19 protein-coding genes are annotated in these 18429 nt (G+C 49.9%); all 19 read right to left on the bottom strand.

From position 1 onward, the window contains the following. Positions 1-14: 14 nt before the first annotated feature. The 19 genes from HII30_RS03045 to HII30_RS03135 all read right to left on the bottom strand — a co-directional run bounded on the left by HII30_RS03045 (position 15) and on the right by HII30_RS03135 (position 18428). On the bottom strand, positions 15-797 hold the full coding sequence (locus HII30_RS03045; RefSeq protein ID WP_169503456.1) for a YlmH family RNA-binding protein: 783 nt from the start codon (positions 795-797) through the stop codon (positions 15-17). Positions 798-820: 23 nt separating this feature from the next. Then, positions 821-1087, bottom strand: a complete 267-nt coding sequence (locus HII30_RS03050) for a YggT family protein (protein WP_169503457.1) — start codon at positions 1085-1087, stop codon at positions 821-823. A gap of 7 nt (positions 1088-1094) precedes the next feature. After that, positions 1095-1532 carry a cell division protein SepF gene (locus tag HII30_RS03055; RefSeq protein ID WP_169503458.1) on the bottom strand — a complete coding sequence of 146 codons (438 nt, stop codon included), beginning with the start codon at positions 1530-1532 and terminating at the stop codon, positions 1095-1097. Positions 1533-1535: 3 nt separating this feature from the next. Continuing rightward, positions 1536-2225: a YggS family pyridoxal phosphate-dependent enzyme gene (locus tag HII30_RS03060; RefSeq protein ID WP_169503459.1), complete on the bottom strand. Its 690-nt coding sequence runs from the start codon at positions 2223-2225 to the stop codon at positions 1536-1538. Positions 2226-2233: 8 nt separating this feature from the next. Beyond that, positions 2234-3082 carry a peptidoglycan editing factor PgeF gene (gene pgeF, locus HII30_RS03065; protein WP_169503460.1) on the bottom strand — a complete coding sequence of 283 codons (849 nt, stop codon included), beginning with the start codon at positions 3080-3082 and terminating at the stop codon, positions 2234-2236. A gap of 34 nt (positions 3083-3116) precedes the next feature. Then, positions 3117-3425: a YlmC/YmxH family sporulation protein gene (locus HII30_RS03070; RefSeq protein ID WP_169503461.1), complete on the bottom strand. Its 309-nt coding sequence runs from the start codon at positions 3423-3425 to the stop codon at positions 3117-3119. A 166-nt stretch (positions 3426-3591) separates the two neighbouring features. After that, positions 3592-4374: an RNA polymerase sporulation sigma factor SigG gene (sigG, locus tag HII30_RS03075; protein ID WP_169503462.1), complete on the bottom strand. Its 783-nt coding sequence runs from the start codon at positions 4372-4374 to the stop codon at positions 3592-3594. A gap of 77 nt (positions 4375-4451) precedes the next feature. Continuing rightward, entirely contained in the window at positions 4452-5174 is a 723-nt protein-coding gene (gene sigE, locus HII30_RS03080; RefSeq protein WP_169503463.1) for an RNA polymerase sporulation sigma factor SigE, read from the bottom strand. Positions 5175-5303: 129 nt separating this feature from the next. Further along, entirely contained in the window at positions 5304-6239 is a 936-nt protein-coding gene (gene spoIIGA, locus HII30_RS03085; protein WP_169503464.1) for a sigma-E processing peptidase SpoIIGA, read from the bottom strand. Between the two features lie 245 nt (positions 6240-6484). Continuing rightward, positions 6485-7615: a cell division protein FtsZ gene (gene ftsZ / locus HII30_RS03090; RefSeq protein WP_169503465.1), complete on the bottom strand. Its 1131-nt coding sequence runs from the start codon at positions 7613-7615 to the stop codon at positions 6485-6487. Between the two features lie 57 nt (positions 7616-7672). Next, the gene (ftsA, locus tag HII30_RS03095) at positions 7673-8959 is read right to left on the bottom strand and encodes a cell division protein FtsA (protein ID WP_169503466.1); all 1287 of its coding nucleotides are present in this window, start codon (positions 8957-8959) and stop codon (positions 7673-7675) included. Positions 8960-9157: 198 nt separating this feature from the next. Continuing rightward, positions 9158-9928 (bottom strand): cell division protein FtsQ/DivIB, encoded by a 771-nt coding sequence (locus tag HII30_RS03100; protein ID WP_169503689.1) that lies wholly within the window; start codon positions 9926-9928, stop codon positions 9158-9160. Positions 9929-9990: 62 nt separating this feature from the next. Further along, complete coding sequence (murA, locus tag HII30_RS03105; RefSeq protein ID WP_169503467.1) at positions 9991-11274, bottom strand: UDP-N-acetylglucosamine 1-carboxyvinyltransferase; 1284 nt, start codon at positions 11272-11274, stop codon at positions 9991-9993. Positions 11275-11290: 16 nt separating this feature from the next. Beyond that, positions 11291-12196, bottom strand: a complete 906-nt coding sequence (gene murB, locus HII30_RS03110; RefSeq protein WP_169503468.1) for a UDP-N-acetylmuramate dehydrogenase — start codon at positions 12194-12196, stop codon at positions 11291-11293. Between the two features lie 158 nt (positions 12197-12354). Then, positions 12355-13464: an undecaprenyldiphospho-muramoylpentapeptide beta-N-acetylglucosaminyltransferase gene (gene murG, locus HII30_RS03115; RefSeq protein ID WP_169503469.1), complete on the bottom strand. Its 1110-nt coding sequence runs from the start codon at positions 13462-13464 to the stop codon at positions 12355-12357. Positions 13465-13469: 5 nt separating this feature from the next. Next, the gene (gene spoVE / locus HII30_RS03120; RefSeq protein WP_169503470.1) at positions 13470-14567 is read right to left on the bottom strand and encodes a stage V sporulation protein E; all 1098 of its coding nucleotides are present in this window, start codon (positions 14565-14567) and stop codon (positions 13470-13472) included. A gap of 51 nt (positions 14568-14618) precedes the next feature. Beyond that, positions 14619-16040 carry a UDP-N-acetylmuramoyl-L-alanine--D-glutamate ligase gene (murD, locus tag HII30_RS03125; RefSeq protein WP_169503471.1) on the bottom strand — a complete coding sequence of 474 codons (1422 nt, stop codon included), beginning with the start codon at positions 16038-16040 and terminating at the stop codon, positions 14619-14621. A gap of 2 nt (positions 16041-16042) precedes the next feature. Beyond that, the gene (mraY, locus tag HII30_RS03130) at positions 16043-17008 is read right to left on the bottom strand and encodes a phospho-N-acetylmuramoyl-pentapeptide-transferase (protein WP_169503472.1); all 966 of its coding nucleotides are present in this window, start codon (positions 17006-17008) and stop codon (positions 16043-16045) included. Positions 17009-17012: 4 nt separating this feature from the next. Then, positions 17013-18428, bottom strand: a complete 1416-nt coding sequence (locus HII30_RS03135) for a UDP-N-acetylmuramoyl-tripeptide--D-alanyl-D-alanine ligase (RefSeq protein ID WP_343045059.1) — start codon at positions 18426-18428, stop codon at positions 17013-17015. Position 18429: the final 1 nt, after the last annotated feature.

Below are 18429 nucleotides of genomic sequence, written 5' to 3' on the forward strand. Positions count from 1 at the left end.
TTCCTTCAAACGGCTTAAGCAAATTTGCCAATCTTGATGCGGTACCGCCCTTTTTTCGTCATGTCTCCGGTCTCGAGCACTTTAAATCGGCCCAGTCCTTGAATGGATACCATATCACCGTCTTTCAGCGGGGAAGAAGGGTCTTCCTCCACCTTCCAGTTCACCCGGCAGCGTCCGGCTTTAATCGGAACGACGATCTTGCTCCGGCTCATTCTGTGTACATCACTGCTGATACCGTCCAATCGAAGAGAGGCTGCCGTCAGTTCCATGATCTCGAGCTTGGTTTCTTTCACCTTGAGTTCTTCAATAGGCAGGATCTCAGTCATAACATGAACACGATGAACCTGGCTTAAATTCATATGCAAAAATGATGATATGTCCTGGCTGACGATCGTGTGGCAGCGGTCTTCCAGCACATGAATATCGCCAATTTTGGAGCGTTTGATGCCAAGGCCTAATATGGAGCCCATATAATCGCTGTGTTCCAAACTCAGCAGCTTCTGGTCACCTGACGTAATGGAAAGAACCCGCAGTCCGGTATCCTCACCAGTCAGGTCCCGATAATCCGGGGCGATGAAGGCGCGAACCCTTTCCGCTTCAGGATGGCCGCCATCATAAACGGCGTGCACATCCGGATGACGGTTAACCAATGTCTCCAGGATAAACCGCTGTCTGGGATCCAGAAAATCCGTCAGCTTGTCCTCATGGTACTGTCCTGCATTCTCTACCCATTCCCAGGCCTTGTCCACAAAATCGCGTTCATCGCGGTGAAAATGGCTGTAAATATCCGGGCGCATACAATGTGAATTCCTCTCTCTGTTTAGAAGTATTCGATAATGGCGTAAACGCCTCGTTGTGCTAACTGCAGCACGAACAGGGCAACGATCGGTGAAATATCAATCATGCCGCCGATTGGAGGAATAAATCTCCGGAACGGGGCGAGATACGGTTCGACCAATTTGCCCAGCAGTTCTCCGACAAAGCTTTCACGGACATTAGGCAGCCAGGACATCAGTACATAAACCAGTATCATATAGAAATAAATTCGAAATAAAACATCTACCACGTCATAAATATTATTGGACAAGCAATGTTCACCTCATTCTGTTATAGTCCTGATCCTCGGCAAGAATTTCAGAGATCGAACCCTGAATCTCCACCGTATCGGGTGTACATAGAAAAATGTTGCCGCCCAGCTTGGAGATACTCCCTCCCAAAGCATAGACGGTACCGCTAAGAAAGTCTATGATCCGAAGTGCCTGATCATTCCGTACGCGCTGGAGATTCACGACCACGGAGCGAAAGGACTTCAGCTGGTCCGCGATCTCTTGTGCCTCATCGTAAGAACGGGGCTCGCTCAATACAACTTTTACATTTTTTTGAGAATGTATACTCACTACGTTGCCGCCTTTAGGATTTTTACGGTTATCCGCCGGTGGAGCTTCATCCGGCTCTTCCAGCACTTCGCGCTCCACAACCTCTTCTTCCTCCTGCAGCCCGAGGAAATTCATAAACCTGTTCATGACACCCATGACTCATTCCTCCTCTTTTCCGACTAAAATCGAGCCCAGACGCACCCAGGTCGCTCCTTCTTCCACAGCGACTTCAAAATCGTTGGACATTCCCATAGACAACTCCGTCATCGGCTCCGGTGTCAGTGCTTGTCTGTTCAACTCATCTCTTAGCTGTCTCAATCCACGGAATACCGGTCTTGTATCCTCGGCAGAAGATTCGAAAGGAGCCATGGTCATCAAACCAATGACGTCAATATGCTTATATGCTCTAATCTCTCTCAGAAAATCAGCAGTCTCTTCCGGCTGAAGCCCGTATTTGGAGGACTCTCCCGAAATGTTGACCTGAAGAAAGGCGGATACTCTCATATTCAAAGCCTGTGCTTTCCTCTCCAGTTCTTTCGCCAGAGACAGCCTGTCCAGTGAATGAATATATGAAAACTTGCCGATCACGTCCTTCACCTTGTTGCTCTGGAGATGGCCGATGAAATGCCAGACTCCACGTTCTCCCAGCGTGCGCCATTTCTCTTCGGCGGTCTGCCAGCGGTTCTCCCCGATATGGCGGATGCCTTCATTCAGTACGGACTCTGTCATTGCGCCAGAAACGTACTTCGTTACGGCGATCACATTTACCTCATTCCGGTTTCTGCCGCTTCGGCGGCAGGCCTCCGAAATCCGCTGTTCCACTAGATCCACGCGCTCTTTCAAACTCAAGGGAAAGCTCACCTCTTTCTCAATCCGATCCAGCTGGCCATACGACCTGTAACACCGCCGTCCTTGCGGTAGGAAAAGAACAAATCGTTACGGCAGCTTGTACACCATGATGTACATTCGATATGATCCGCCAATATTCCTGCTTTTATCATAATGTGTCTGTTTATTTCTTTCAAGTTCAGCATATACTTGCCGTTTCCTTTGTCATAAAAAAGCATGTCGGGGCTCATGTTATTACCCGGTGCAGGAAGATCCAAATCTTGGACAGGATTCATCACTTTATCATCCACTTCATAGCAGCACATTCCAATGGACGGCCCGATGGCACACCTTATTTCTCCAGGCCGGCTGCCGTACAATTCCGACATCCTGCCGATCATCTTCTCCGCAATGCTGGCGACCGTTCCTTTCCAGCCGGCATGCGCGAGCCCAACCGCCTCGTGCACAGGATCCCAGAAATACAAGGGCACACAATCTGCATAAAACGAAGTCAGCAGTACACCAGGTACGTTACTCAGCAAGCCGTCCGTATCCTGGAACGCAGTTTCACGGCTGGTACTGCCCGCACCGCGCCATGCCTCATTAATGACACCAATATGGCTGCTGTGTACCTGTTCCCCACAGGTCCAGTCTTCAAGACAAAATCCAAGACTGTCTGCGAGCAGGCGGCGATTGCATATCACAGCTTCCGCTGAATCTCCGACGTGAAATGCCAGGTTCAGACTGTGATACGGAGATGTGCTTATCCCGCCATCGCGCCCTGTAAAGCCCGCTGTCAAGCCAGACTCCTGATCCTGCCACAATTTTATATTAAACCTCGCAAGTCCCTGCCCTGCCTGCTGCTCAAATGGTTCCATTCTCCATTCACCTCGATACCAGTGTACCAGAAAATCAGTACATTTTGCGTTCCCGACGCTCCGGACCTTCCAGATAAGCTGCTGGTTCCTGTTCCTCCATGGGTTTTCGGATCTCTTCCATCTTAACGAGCACCACATCCGACCCAATCTTGACGATATTTCGCCACGGAATAATAAGGTCACTGCCCCCGCCAAACAGCCCCATGAATTTGCCGTAGCTGGGTACAACGATCGCATCGATGCGCCCTTGCCTCAAATCCAGTTCGAGATCGCTGACCTGTCCAAGACGCTTGCCGTCCACAATGTTAATCACATCTTTGGTTTGAAAATCGGAAATTTTCATCAGTTTCCCCACCATCTAATTTAGGGTATTGTGAACCGTTGTTTAACTATATGATGCTGAAGCGCAAATTAAGCTCTTCTTATTCGACGAAAGACAAGAAAATGTAAAAAAACGATCCCGTTCGGGATCGCCTGTGTTAAAGATGGCATATTCAATTTTTAGGATGCTACGTTTTTACATGCTTCTGCATCTGCTTGATGGCCGACTTTTCCAGTCTGGACACCTGAGCCTGGGATATGCCGATTTCGTCGGCGACTTCCATCTGGGTTTTACCTTCATAAAACCGCATGGACAGAATCATCTTCTCCCTCTGGCCCAGCTTGTGCATTGCTTCACGCAGCGCAATTTCTTCAATCCAGGAAATATCCTTGTTCTTGTCATCACTGATCTGATCCATCACGAAGATAGGATCACCGCCATCATGGTAGATCGGCTCGAATAACGAGACAGGGTCCTGAATGGCATCAAGTGCGAATACTACGTCTTCCTTCGGCACATTAAGCGCTTCGGAAATTTCAAAAATAGTCGGTTCACGGGAATTCACATTTGTGAGCTGATCGCGGACCTGAAGCGCTTTGTAGGCAATGTCACGCAGTGACCTCGATACCCGGATCGGATTATTGTCCCTCAAATAGCGCCTGATTTCTCCAATAATCATGGGTACGGCATAGGTGGAAAACTTCACATTTTGTGAAAGATCGAAATTGTCGATGGCTTTCATGAGGCCGATACATCCGACCTGGAACAAATCATCCACAAATTCTCCACGATTGTTAAACCGCTGAATGACACTGAGGACCAGCCTCAGATTTCCATTCACCAATTTTTCTCTGGCCGACCGTTCATCGTTCTGCTGAAGATTATGGAATAACTCCCTCATCTCAGCATTGGTTAGAACAGGCAGCTTGGCTGTGTCTACACCGCAAATTTCAACTTTGTTTCGGGTCATGATGACTAACCTCCCAAGGAGAAACATTACTGTACATTATCTCCGAGGGGGCTTATTTTATTCCTTGCCTTTTCCAGTTAAACCATCTTGTTGAATTCTTTGCGCAGCCGCTTGATAATTCGTTTCTCTAAACGCGATATGTAGGATTGAGAAATGCCAAGCAGGTCGGCGACATCCTTCTGCGTTTTTTCCTCTCCGTCCCGCAGGCCGAAGCGAAGCTCCATAATCAGCCGCTCCCGGTCACTGAGCTTATCCAAAGCCTTTTGCAGCAGCTTTCTGTCGACCTGCTCCTCAATATTCCGGTAAATGGTATCATTCTCGGTTCCAAGGACATCGGACAGCAGCAGTTCATTGCCATCCCAATCGATATTCAGCGGCTCGTCAAAAGAGACTTCGCTCCGTGTCTTGCTGTTGCGGCGCAGGTACATCAAAATTTCATTTTCAATACAGCGCGAGGCATACGTGGCCAGCTTGATTTTTTTCTCGGGATCGAATGTATTGACGGCTTTGATCAATCCGATGGCTCCAATGGAGACCAGATCCTCAATATTGATGCCTGTGTTTTCGAATTTGCGTGCGATATAAACAACCAGACGCAGATTGCGTTCAATCAGCATCGCGCGGGTCGCAGCATCACCGGAAGGCAGCTTGTTGAGAAGATACTCTTCTTCCTCCCGCGTTAACGGAGGCGGAAGCGCCTCACTGCCGCCAATGTAATAGACCTCCTGACTCTTCAGACCTAGCAGGAATAAAAAGCGATAATACTGCAATTGAAGCGCCAATCTCCATTTAACAGGCATTTTTTGTCCTCCTAAGAGTTTTTCTCCGAAGGAGAAAAACTGACTTCGTAAGCATAAGCTAAGAGTTTTTCTCCGAAGGAGAAAAACTGACTTCGTAAGCGTAAGCTTTGAGTTTTTCTCTTACCTCTGTTATCCAGCAGCGCTGACAGGGATTCCGTCCCCCTGGACAAGCTCAGGGTGAAGGATTGCTTGGTACGCACCTTCTCCGGAAAGCGTCCCGCCATCTAACCCGATCAGCACCCTGACGGGTTCATACAGGTGTCCGTTCATTTCAATGATCACCCGGTCGGGCTTGAGTGCCAGCATAAAGGCAGCCCCCCGGTTCACACCGCGGTAAGGAATTAGACGCAGCCGATCCTGCCAGGCAAACGTCTCGCCATCCAGCTCCATAATCCACTTATCCGGTTCCCCAAGCCTCGTTCTCCAGGAAGCCGGCAGAATGTCTTTCCAAAGTGACGCCTCCATCACCATGACCGGAATGCGGGTCAGCGGATCACTTAACTGGTTGCCGGTGTCGAGCAGGCCTGTGCATGTAATGGTTGTCTCACCCATCTCAACCGTAACCTGGCCCAGCAGCGTCTCCCGCTGTTCCACCTGACGCCGGGTGGTCTGTACGGCACGAAAGATCATAATCACCGCAAATAAAGCAATACACATAAACCAGAAGCTGACTTTCAATTCAAAGGTGAGACCGCCCGATGCTGTAAACCAGATTCCGTTAAACAGGTCTCCTGAACTTTGCATGAAATAGTGGAAACCGATGATGCCCCCAGCTGCAGCAAAATTGACCATGTAAAAAGCCCCCAAATTACGCAGGAAGCTCTGCAAACTTACAAATCCAAAGGCAATCCACAGCATAATCAAAGACAGACCAAATTTGACGAGAAAGGTAAACAAAAATCCGAGTTCAGGCACAAACATCATCACCACATACATGGCCCCGGTGACAGCAGAGAGAAATAGTCTCCATTTTCGCGGGTTCAATCGGCGCATCCAGGCGGTTAATGCCAGTAGTACTCCATCAATAAGAAGATTCACTAAAAAAATTAGATCAATATAAACCATGGTGGCCACACCCGCCTACCCGAAAGTTTTCCGTTCCTTTACCTGGGCTTGTGGGAGATATAAATAGTATAAAGAAGACTACGGTTCAAAGTCTGTCTAAACATGGGACGGTCTACCGACTTTTTTTGTCGATGTAAGGCAGTTTTTAGAGCCAAATCATAGAGAAAAAGAACACAAAAAAGCCGGTCAGATAGATCTGACCGGCTTTAACCTATAAATCTAGATAAAGCAGATGATAGCTTGTATTAATCGTTATTACGGGAACGATTGCGAAGGAACGTAGGAATATCCAGTTGATCATTACTTACCTGATTTCCGAAAGGTTTCAGATTCACATTGCCTTTGTCGGAAGACTGCTGCTGTGTCTGCTGCTGCTCTCCTTGAGACAAAGGCCGACGTACAGGCGGCTGCTGCTGCATAGGCTTGCTCTCAAAGCCGGTAGCAATAACGGTCACCTTAATCTCTTCCTTCATACTCTCCTCAATGATTGCACCGAAGATCATATTAACTTCCGGATCCGATGCAGAGGTTACAATCTCAGCTGCTTCGTTGACTTCATACAGAGAAAGATTGGAACCCCCGGTGATATTCATGATTACGCCTTTGGCACCTTCAATCGAAGTTTCCAGGAGCGGGCTCATAATGGCTTTGCGAGCTGCTTCTGCAGCACGATTCTCACCGGTTGCCATACCAATACCCATCAGGGCAGATCCGCGTTCTGTCATGATCGTCTTTACATCCGCAAAGTCAAGGTTGATTAGACCTGGTACTTTGATCAAATCGGAAATGCCCTGCACTGCCTGGCGAAGTACGTTATCTGCCTCGCGGAATGCTTCCAGCATCGGCGTTTTCTTATCGACAATTTCCAGGAGACGATCGTTCGGAATCACGATCAGGGTGTCTACTTTCTCTTTAAGAGATTCAATACCAAGCTCTGCATGAGAGGAACGTTTCCGTCCTTCAAAGGTAAATGGACGAGTAACTACGCCCACTGTCAGTGCACCGCATTCTTTGGCAATTTCAGCAATGACCGGTGCAGCACCCGTTCCGGTTCCGCCGCCCATACCAGCCGTCACAAATACCATATCCGCTCCTTTGAGCGTGTTCATAATCAGATCGCGGGATTCCTCCGCCGCTTTCTTACCTACCTCCGGATTTGCACCGGCTCCAAGACCGCGGGTCAGCTTGTCCCCAATCTGCAGTTTATGTTCCGATAATGCTAAGTGGAGTGCTTGAGCATCCGTATTTACTGTAATAAACTCGACGCCCTGCACATCATTTTCAATCATGCGGTTCACAGCATTGCTGCCGCCGCCGCCAACCCCGATTACCTTAATCTGGGCCAGGCTCTCCATTTCAAAATCAAATTCCAACATCTATTCCATCTCCCCCTCAATGTGCGTGGATGGCACGTCCACTGCCAAATGAATCCGCTAAATAAATTCGCTGAACATATTTTTTAAACGTTCAATAAATCCCGGTTTCTGGCTGCTTTCTTCCTGAGCTGCTGCCGCAGGATTTTGCTTAGCGCGATTCACCGGTTTTTTGCCGCTGCCGTTACTCGCGGACGTACTGCCTCCTGACGTGCGTACCCGCAAGCTGCGGATCGCAGTGTGAAGGATTCCCACCCCGCTGCAGTAACCAGGATCACGTACACCGATAAAATCCGGAGTAGATATGCGGACGGAAGCCGCCAATTCGTTCTGTGCCACCTGCAGCACTCCAGGCATAGACATAGTACCACCAGTAAGTATATAACCGCCGGGAAGCTCATTGTAACCTAATCTCTTAATTTCCTGACGAACCATCTGGAAAATTTCCTGTACCCGGGGTTCAACGATAGCTGCTAAATCTTCCTGGGTGAACTCCTTGTCCACATTGCTGCCGATACGGGTCACCTTAAACGTGACTTCAGGTGCCGCACTTTCCATCCATGCACATCCGTATTTGAGCTTAACCTTTTCCGCTTGATCTGTCAGTGTTCGCAAACCATAAGCGATATCGTTGGTTATGAAATCACCACCGATTGGAAGCGTGGATGTCGAGACAATACTTCCGCTTTCGAACACAGACAGAGTCGTTGAACCTGCTCCAATATCTACCAGAACGGATCCCATCGTTTTCTCGTCCTTGGAAAGAGCCAGTTGACCCGCACCCAATGGGACTAATACGAGATCTTTCACCTTCAGGTCGGACTTTTCCACACAACGCAGCAAGTTATGTATGGCTGTCTTCGCACCGGTAATAATCGTAGCCTCCACCTCAAGGCGGACACCGATCATCCCCCGGGGATCCGAAATCCCTTCCAATCCGTCTACCACAAACTGTTTCGCTACCACATCGATAATTTCTCGGTCCGGAGGCAGCGCTACGACTTCAGCTGCTTTCAGCACCCGGTCGATATCCTCTTCGCCAATTTCACGATCCTCGTTCGATACAGCCACAACACCATGGCTCGATTGAAGTCCGATATGATTCCCGGAAATGCCGACGTACACTTCGGATATTTGAATACCGACCATACGTTCCGCGTGATCAACGGCACTGCGAATGGATTGTACGGTCTGATCGATATCTACAATTGCACCTTTTCGAATACCTTCCGAGTCGGCAGATCCAACTCCAATAATATTAAAGGTTCCATTATTAATTTCCCCAATAATAGCACGAACTTTGGATGTACCGATGTCCAAACTAACAATGATGTCATTGTTGCTCACTCTGGCACCTCCTGTTTTTCAATAGTTTTCATATACAAAGTCCATTCCATAATAACACTTTTCTAACTATTCCACACGCGCAGGGCTATCCCTCTTTTTTCTACAATTTTTTTAGTGCCAACATCTTCTAATTGTGGGCTGAAAAGTCAGAGAAAAAAAAGGGAGAACGGCGTGCTTATACGATTGTACCACCCTTTCCTATTCCTGAGTAGTAGGCGGATTATCTTCTTCTGGAGGAGGTTCCGGTTCAAAAGGTTCATAGGAATCTGCCTCCAGCATCGTGATGATTCCAGGCTGCTGCATTTCCGTGACCTGATTCAGATATTCAACCTTGCTGCGCAGCAGGGAAACCGCTGTAATCACTTCGAATTTCGAACGGGTGTACATTTTGATCCGGTCGGGAAAAGAAGGCGTAGGTGAAGGCATAATCTCCGATATATCAGATGTCATGCTGTTCGGTATATCTACCAGAGCTTCGCTAAGCTTGACCTTGATCGGATCCTTCTCATCCCAATGGGTCAGGATCGGTTTTTCGACAGCGATTCCGCTGGCCGATACCGGTATAGATGTACCGCTTGCCAGGATCGCTTTCAGCCCGCCGTCAGCTGCAAGCTCATAGGCTACAGTGGGATGCTCTGTGATACTGACGCGGATCACACCGGGAAAGGTCTTATCCACGGCAGCGCTCTTAATGGTCCCTACCTCAGCCAAAGCACTTTCGATGCGCTCAGGATCCACACCGAAAAATTGGGCTCCCACTTCAAGTCCGGCTTTTTGCATGAGCTGCTTGTCCGAGTTAAAGGTATTTCCTGTAAAATCAATCTGTGATACCTTGCTCAGCGGAGACCGAAAAAAAAGCACTGCCAGCAGGGCTGCAAACAATAAGATCAAAACAAACAGAATCTTCCTCGCCGTCTTTGGTATTTTGGGCCTGGCCTCTTTCAGCACAGGAATTTGTTGTTTGGGCATATCCACACTCCATAAAAGAACCATTTCATCCCCTCCTTCACAGGAGGGGATAAGCAGGGTCGTCAATTGGCTAAATCCAACGGTTTCGGGACAGGTGTCTGTCGTATGATCTTGGCCCCGAGTCCCTGGAACATATTCTCTATCCGGTCATATCCGCGGTCAATATGGTGAATCTGCTCCACCACTGTCGTACCTTGTGCAGCCAGACCAGCAATAACAAGGGCTGCGCCTGCGCGAAGGTCAGTCGCTTCCACGGTCGCACCATAAATGCGCTGTACTCCCCGGATAAAGGCACAGTTTAAGTCTGTTGAAATATCCGCACCCATACGTGACAATTCCTCTACATGCTTGAAACGGCCCTCGAACACAGTCTCCTTCATCACACTGAAACCATCGGCAAGAGAAAGAAGCACCATAATCTGGGACTGCAGGTCGGTCGGGAAAGAAGGGTACGGGGAGGTTACAATGCGTTCTACCGCTTTCGGGCGGCTCATACAGCTTACATTCATTATATCATTGCAGATACTGGTTTGAACACCTGCCCGCTTCAGCACATGGGTAAGCGAGTTCAGATGAGAGGGATTGCATTTCGTCAGCGTTACACTGCCGCGGGTCGCAGCCGCAGCAATCATCACCGTTCCAGCGACAATCCGATCGGGTATAATCTCATAATCACATGGGGTCAGAGAATCCACACCATGAATGGTGATGGTGTCCGTACCGGCCCCGATGATATTCGCGCCCATCTTGTTCAGAAAGTTCTGGAGATCCTGAATTTCTGGCTCTCTGGCCGCATTCGTAAGAACTGTGGTTCCCGATGCAGTTGCAGCAGCCATCATAATGTTCTCAGTCGCACCTACACTGGCAAAATCCAGATGAATGTCAGCACCGGTCAGTCTGGATGCCTTGCAGTGAATTTTCTGGTCACTCTCTTCGATCTCTGCGCCCAGAGCAAGCAATCCCTGAAGGTGCAGATCAATTTTCCGTTCACCGATCGCACAGCCGCCAGGCTGATAGATCGTGACTTCACCAAACCGGGCCAGCAGAGGACCCATCAAAAATATGGAGGATCTCATCTGCTTCATTAAATCTTCCGGCACATGAAACGAATTGGCGGATGAGGTATCCACAGTTACTGTTTCCAGCTCATGCTTGCATTTGGACCCGAGACGGCTGAGTATGTTCAACATGACCTCAATGTCCAGCAGATGTGGAACATTGCTCAGCCGAACATGGCCTTCTGCAAGAAGGCAAGCCGCCAAAATCGGTAAAGCGGCATTTTTTGCGCCATGGATACGTATAGTTCCTGTTAGGGGGCTTCCGCCCTCAATCACCAATTTGTCCAATGTATCACCTCCGAGTTTACCGCTCCCCCATGACATAGACTTCGGGAACCAAGGTGATTCCGTTTTTCTCGGAAATGGTGTCCTGAACCTTCTTCATAAGGGCGAGCACGTCCTCTGCTGTCGCTTGACCGGTGTTTTCAATGAAATTGGCATGCTGATTGGATATCTCGGCGCCTCCGATCCGGAAGCCTTTCAACCCTGCGGCTTCAATCAGCCGGGCAGCATGATCCCCGGGCGGGTTCCGGAAAACACTCCCTGCGGTGGCCGATTGAAGCGGCTGTGTACGCCGGCGGCGGTCCTTATAGGATGACATGGCTGCGGAAATTTCCTTCTTATCCCCTTTTTGGAGCTGAAATTGTGCGCTTACCACAACGCCTTTCCGCTCATGCAGTACGGAGTGACGGTAGTCAAACTCCATATCCTCAGCAGCATAGTGAACCAATTCCCCTGTATCCAGTACAATGTCAGCGGACTTAAATATGCGTGACACATCAGACCCGTGAGCGCCGGCATTCATATACACAGCTCCTCCAACTGAACCAGGAATGCCGCCGGCAAACTCCAGTCCTGTCAGAGCTTCCTTGCCTGCAAGGACACTGAGTTTGACAAAGGACATACTGCCACCGGCGAAGGCAACTTCACCGTTAAAACTGGCCTCGTCAAACCCCTCTCCCAGCTTGATCACAACACCGCGGATTCCCTTGTCAGAGATCAGCATGTTAGAACCCCGGCCAAGCTGAATCCATGGAATCTGCGCTTTGTGAAGTGTGCTCAGAAGCTCTGCCAGCTGTTCCTTGTTTTCCGGCACGACCAGAACATCGGCAGGACCGCCGATCTTCCATGTCGTATATTTCGCGAGCGGCTCGTTCCAGTGTAATGCTCCGATATTTAGTGGCTCTAATAATGTTTTTAATTGCTGCATCCTGATTTACCTCCTTGATAAAACCGAAAAAGCCATATCCTCATGGGTGAAGAGATGGCCGCTTTTTCGGGTCATACCGGCCGCTTTTGGGTGATTGTCACGTTGTATAGAGTATCTTATGTAGGCCTCTTCATGTGTGTGACAGTCGCCCAGCCGTTTTAAGGCCTTGTAATCAACCGGTGGATTTCTTCTACAATTACTGCTGCTGAATCCGGCTTTCCCAGCTGCTTGGATGCTTTCGACATCGCAAGCTGAAGCTCCGGATTCTTCATAATTTCCGTAATACGCTGAAAAAGAGTGTCTGCATTCAGGTCTTTCTCCAAAATCATTCGGGATGCTCCCGCTTCTTCCAGCTGACGGGCATTGGCCTCCTGATGATTATTCGTCACATTCGGAGACGGTATTAAAACAGACGGTATACCCAGTGATGTAATCTCTGCCAAAAAAGAAGCCCCTGCCCGGTTTACGATCAGGGATGTAGCTGCCAGCACCTCTGGCATGTTATTTACATAGGGAACAATATGCAAATGATTCGGCATCGTACCCAGCTTGCTGCGAACCGCTTCACGCGTATCTTCAAAATACAATTCACCAGTTACATATACAAAGTGGACATCTTCCAAAGACCCAAGTTTTTCGGCCATGCCAATCATAGCCTGATTAATCGCTTTTGCGCCACGGCTTCCACCGGTAATAAGCACAATCTTGCTGTCCATGGGAATACCCAGCGAAGCAAATCCGCGTTCCCGATTCGCCGACTGCACCGTCGTTGCCCGTGGATTGCCGGTATAAAGCACCCGCTTCGCTTTCGGGAAAGAGCGCTCCGAGCCTTCAAAGCTGACGGCAACACTGTCTGCATAACGGCTTAAAAATTGATTCGTCAGACCCGGAATGGCATTCTGCTCATGAATCATCGTCGGAATTCCAAGTTTCGCTGCTGCATAAACGACCGGTCCGCATACATACCCTCCGGTTCCGATAACAATATCCGGCTTGAATTGTGACAACAGCTTCTTGCTGCGGGTGACTCCCTTGAAAAAACGCATAATCGTTTTTACATTGTCGAGAGACAGCTTCCGGCGGAAGCCTGTGATATCAATACTTTCAAAAGGAAGGTTTTCCTGTGGCACAAGCCGGCTCTCCAGTCCCTTCTCACTGCCAATATATAAAAAAGCGTTACTTGTGCTCTCCGCTTCACAATGTCTTGCTATAGCGACGGCCGGGTAGATATGTCCTCCGGTTCCGCCGCCAGTTAATACGACACGCATGCCGTTCACCTCGCATAACGGGAAATGTTTAGTAAAATGCCGAGCGCGGTCAGCATCAAGGTCAGAGAACTTCCACCGTAACTGATCAGCGGAAGCGTAATTCCTGTAACAGGCATAAGTCCAATGACGACGCCAATGTTAATAATGACCTGAATGGCCACCATACCGATAATCCCGACAGCCAGCAGACTGGCAAAGCTGTCGTTGACGGTCATCGCAATCCGCATCCCTCTCCATACCAGGATCAGGAACAGCATCAGGACAATCAAACCTCCGATAAATCCCAGCTCTTCAGCCAGAATGGCAAAAATGAAATCCGTCTGGGGCTCCGGGACATAGCTGTATTTCTGCCGGCTCATCCCCAGGCCCAGCCCGCCAAGCCCTCCCGGTCCAATGGCATAAAGCGACTGAATGATCTGGTATCCCGTACCCAGCGGGTCTGACCAGGGATCCAGAAAGCCTGTAATGCGCTTCAGACGATAGGGTGCTGCCAGGATCAAGCCGACAAACCCGGCTGCTCCGCCCAGGGCCAGAAAGCCGAGATGTTTCATTTTGGCCCCAGCCGCAAATACGATCATCAATGCTGCACCAAGCATAACGGCACCGGTCCCCAGATCCGGCTGAAGCATGATCAGACCAAAAGCCAGGCCAATGAGCCCAAGCGGCGGAAGCAGTCCCTTGGAAAAGGACGTGATGTTGTAATCTTCGCGTGACAACCACTTCGCCAGGAACAGAATCATGCCCAGCTTCATGAACTCTGAGGGCTGAATGCCAAAGGAGCTTATGCCCAGCCAGCTTCGCGCACCGCCCCGGACAACCCCGATACCAGGAATCAGAACGATGACAAGCATAAAAAAACAGATCAAAAGCCCAAGCTTGGCAAATCTTTTCCAGACACGAACATCCATATTGGCTGTGAAATACATGGCCCCAAGGCCGAGAGCCGCAAAAAGCAGCTGACGTTTCACAAAATAAAACGAATCTCCGTAATCATGAAAAGCGAGCACAGAGCCCGCACTGTAGACCATAACCATCCCCATGGTCAGCAGGGCCAGGATACTGATCAGGAGCCATAGATCAGGCGCCGGGAGTTTCTTGTTCATGAAGAGGCCACCTTTTGCATTGTAAGTAGGGGCTTATCCACACCCCCCTACTTACAGATTATGCACTGCCTCTTTAAAAATGCGTCCCCGCGTCTCATAGGAAGGAAACATGTCCCAGCTGGCACAAGCAGGAGACAGAAGAACAACATCTCCTTCCTCGGCCAGTAGGGCTGCCCGATTTACGGCAGCGGTCAGCACAGCGGCAGCGTCCTCTTCATTATCGACCAGGACGATTTCCTTTAATCCGGCCTCGGCCGCCGCTTTTGCAAGCTTTTCTTTCGTTTCCCCGAGCAGCACCACAGCCTTCACACGGTCCTGCAAAACAGGAACAAGCTCTTCATAGCCTGTTCCCCGATCCAGGCCTCCAGCGATGAGCACGATCGGCTGCTGGAAAGAAGTGAGCGCCATAGAAGTTGCTTTGGCATTGGTTGCTTTGGAATTATTGTAATAGGTCACACCCTGTCGTTCCTTTACGAATTCCATGCGATGCTCTACTCCGCGGAAATCAGTCAAAGGACCGGAAAGTGAAGCAATATCTGCTCCAGCGGCCAGTGCAATGGCACAAGCGGCAAGCGCATTACCCACATTAAACCTGCCCGGGAGACCGATTTGTTCTACCGGGATGATCTCGTGCGTGAAGCCCTTATCATCACTGTACACCACAGTACGGCTGATTTCATCTTCCACACCCGGCAAGTATGGCGGAACCACATGCACCCCTTCCTGCAGCGCCTCATTCAGCGAAAACGGAAGGATATGACTTTTGATATAAGGCACGAGGCTCCGGCATACCGGATCATCCCAATTCAGTACCGCTGTATCCTCTTCTGTCTGATTAGCAAACAGCTTCGCTTTGGAGGCTACATAATCATCCATCCCACCATGATAATCCAGATGGGTTTCTGCAATATTAAGGAGACAAGCGATCCGCGGGCGGTAATCTTCTGTCCCTTTCAGCTGAAAGCTGCTCAGCTCGACGACCATCCAGTGATCTTCTGTTGCTTCCTGTGCAGCCTGACACAGCGGTGTTCCGATATTCCCGGCCACAATAGGTGATTTCCCTGCGGCTTCCAGCAGTTTCCCTACCCATGTTGTCGTTGTCGTTTTTCCATTGGAACCGGTTATACCAATCATTGGTGCACGGCAGAGGTGATAAGCAACCTCCACTTCCGTCACGACGGGAATGTTCAGCTCCTGTGCTTTCACAACGGGAGCTGCATGATACGGAATGCCAGGATTTTTGACCAAAAGAGCCACGCCCGGATGAACAAGGTCATCGGGATGTCCGCCGCAGATGACCCGGACGCCTTCAGCTTCCAGCTCCTCCGCTTCCGGACACTCCTCCCGGGGCTTCTGATCATTCACTGTTACATTTGCTCCTGACGCATGCAGCACTTTCGCTACCTGCAGCCCGCTTTTGGCCAGTCCAAGCACGATAACTTCCTTGCCGCGGTATTCTTCTGGATGTTTCATGTCTACAACCCCTTGTTCAGATAAAGTCCGATACCAGCCAGCAGAATACCTACGGCCCAGAATGTAATGACGACACGCCACTCTGACCAGCCGGATAGTTCAAAATGATGGTGAATCGGACTCATTTTGAATATGCGCTTGCCCCTTGTTTTAAACGATATCACTTGAAGCACAACGGACAGCATCTCAATGACGAACACACCGCCGATAATCAGGAAGAGCAGCTCACTCTTTGTTACGATTGCAATCGCGCCGATCGCTCCGCCAATGCCAAGAGAGCCTGTATCGCCCATAAATACCTTAGCCGGATGAGCATTGAAGACGAGAAAACCAAGCACGGCACCGATCATGGCTGCCGCACAAAAGGCAGCTGCAAAGGAGGTCGACTGGATGGCGACGAGTGCATAAGCTCCAAATGCGATGGCACTGACGCCAGACAGCAGGCCGTCCAATCCATCAGTGAAGTTGACCGCGTTGCTGATCGCCAGCATCATGATAATAATGAACGGATAATAAAACCATGGGCCCCAATCCAATGACCACTGAATTCCTGGCATGCTGATCGCAGTGCTGTGGCCGTTGGACAGCAAAAGCCAGCACATGATCCCCGAAAACAGCAGCTGACCGAACAGCTTCTGACGCGCTGTCAGACCCAGGGAGCGCTTGAATACAATTTTGATGTAATCATCCATGAATCCGATCAGGCCAAAACCGAGTGTTCCGACCAGCAGAACATAAAAGCTGTTATCCACCGGTGAAAACTTCAAGAATGTCAGAGTGAAGGCCAGTAAAATGACGACACCGCCCATGGTAGGCGTCCCGGCTTTCTTCAGGTGACTCTGTGGACCATCATCCCGGACCTGCTGACCGAACTTCATACGTCGAAGCAGCGGAATCAGCAGAGGTGCGGAAATGACAGCTAGTATAAAAGATACACCGATTGTCAGCAATAAGAGTTGAAAGTCCATGATATCACCCCCTCACATCATTGTTGCTTGCCGGCAGATTTTTCAATGCTTCGACGACTTCTTCCAGCTTCATGCCCCGGGAAGCTTTCACCAGCACAACATCTTTACTGGTTACTTCCTTCAAGACCGCTTGAATGAGCGTCGTTTTGTCCGTATATGCTTTGACACTTCCTTCCGGCATCCGGCTCTTGGCGGCCTCTGCCATGTGAAGTGAAAGCGGACCGTATGTATACAGCCTGTCAATCTCTCCAGGTGAAATCATGCGCCCAATCTCCGCGTGGAATTCAATTTCCTGCTCTCCCAGTTCCAGCATGTCCCCGAGTACAGCAATCCGGTTCCGGTAGCCATTCACCCCGCCCAGTACATCCAAAGCCGCTTTAACAGACAGCGGACTTGCATTATAAGCATCGTTCAGTACGGTGACGCCGTGGGGCGTTTCAATGCTTTCGACCCGCATGCTTGTCAGCTTCAACGAAGCAAAGCCTTCCCGGATCTCTTCCTGGGTAACGCCGAAATGACGTGCAGCCGCCATGGCTGCCAGGGCGTTAACCACATTATGTTTACCGAGCAGCGGAAGACTGAAGCTGTCTTCCGGATGCGAGGCTGCACTGAATATAACTCCCTTTTCATGAAACATCATGCCTGCTGGATAATCATCGTTATCCTCGCGATTTCCAAATGTGAACGTGACAAGTTCTTCAGGTTTTGCCGTTTCCGGCTCATCCAATACCTGATGAAGCAGCGGCTCATCGCCATGATAAATAAGCAGACCGCCAGACTTTAATCCGCTGATGATTTCCAGTTTTGCACGAGCGATCTCATGCCGGGAGCCCAGCTGCAGCAGATGGGATTCACCAACATTGGTAATAACAGCCACATCAGGCCGTGCCATGCCGGAAAGCAGTTCGATTTCATGCCGGCCGCTCATTCCCATTTCGAGAACGGCGATTTCCGTGTCCTGCGGCATTTCAAGCACTGTCAGCGGCAGTCCGATCTGATTATTAAAATTCCCCTGGGTTTTGTGCACATTATACCGTGTTGAAAGCAGGGAGGTGACCATATCTTTCACCGTCGTTTTCCCGTTGCTGCCGGTAATACCCACAACCTTGACCCCGGTCTCAGCCAAATAAGCAGTGGCCAGCGACTGAAGAGCCGCCAGCGTATCGTCTACGAGAATAACAGCTCCTGCAGGAGGGGCGCTCCGGTCTTTTTGCCACAGTACAGCTTCCGCCCCATTCTTCAAGGCAGATTCTGCAAATTGATGCCCGTCAAACCGTTCACCAGTGAGCGGTACATACAGACAGCCCTTCTGAATGCTGCGGGAGTCTGTGCTTACTCCCTGTACCATGATGTCTCCATCTTCTTTACGCATAAGCGCACCGCCGCACATGGCTGCGATGCGTTGTAAGTTATTATGAATC

Source organism: Paenibacillus lemnae, from assembly GCF_012933385.1.
Taxonomy (GTDB): Bacteria; Bacillota; Bacilli; order Paenibacillales; family Paenibacillaceae; genus Paenibacillus_AQ; species Paenibacillus_AQ lemnae.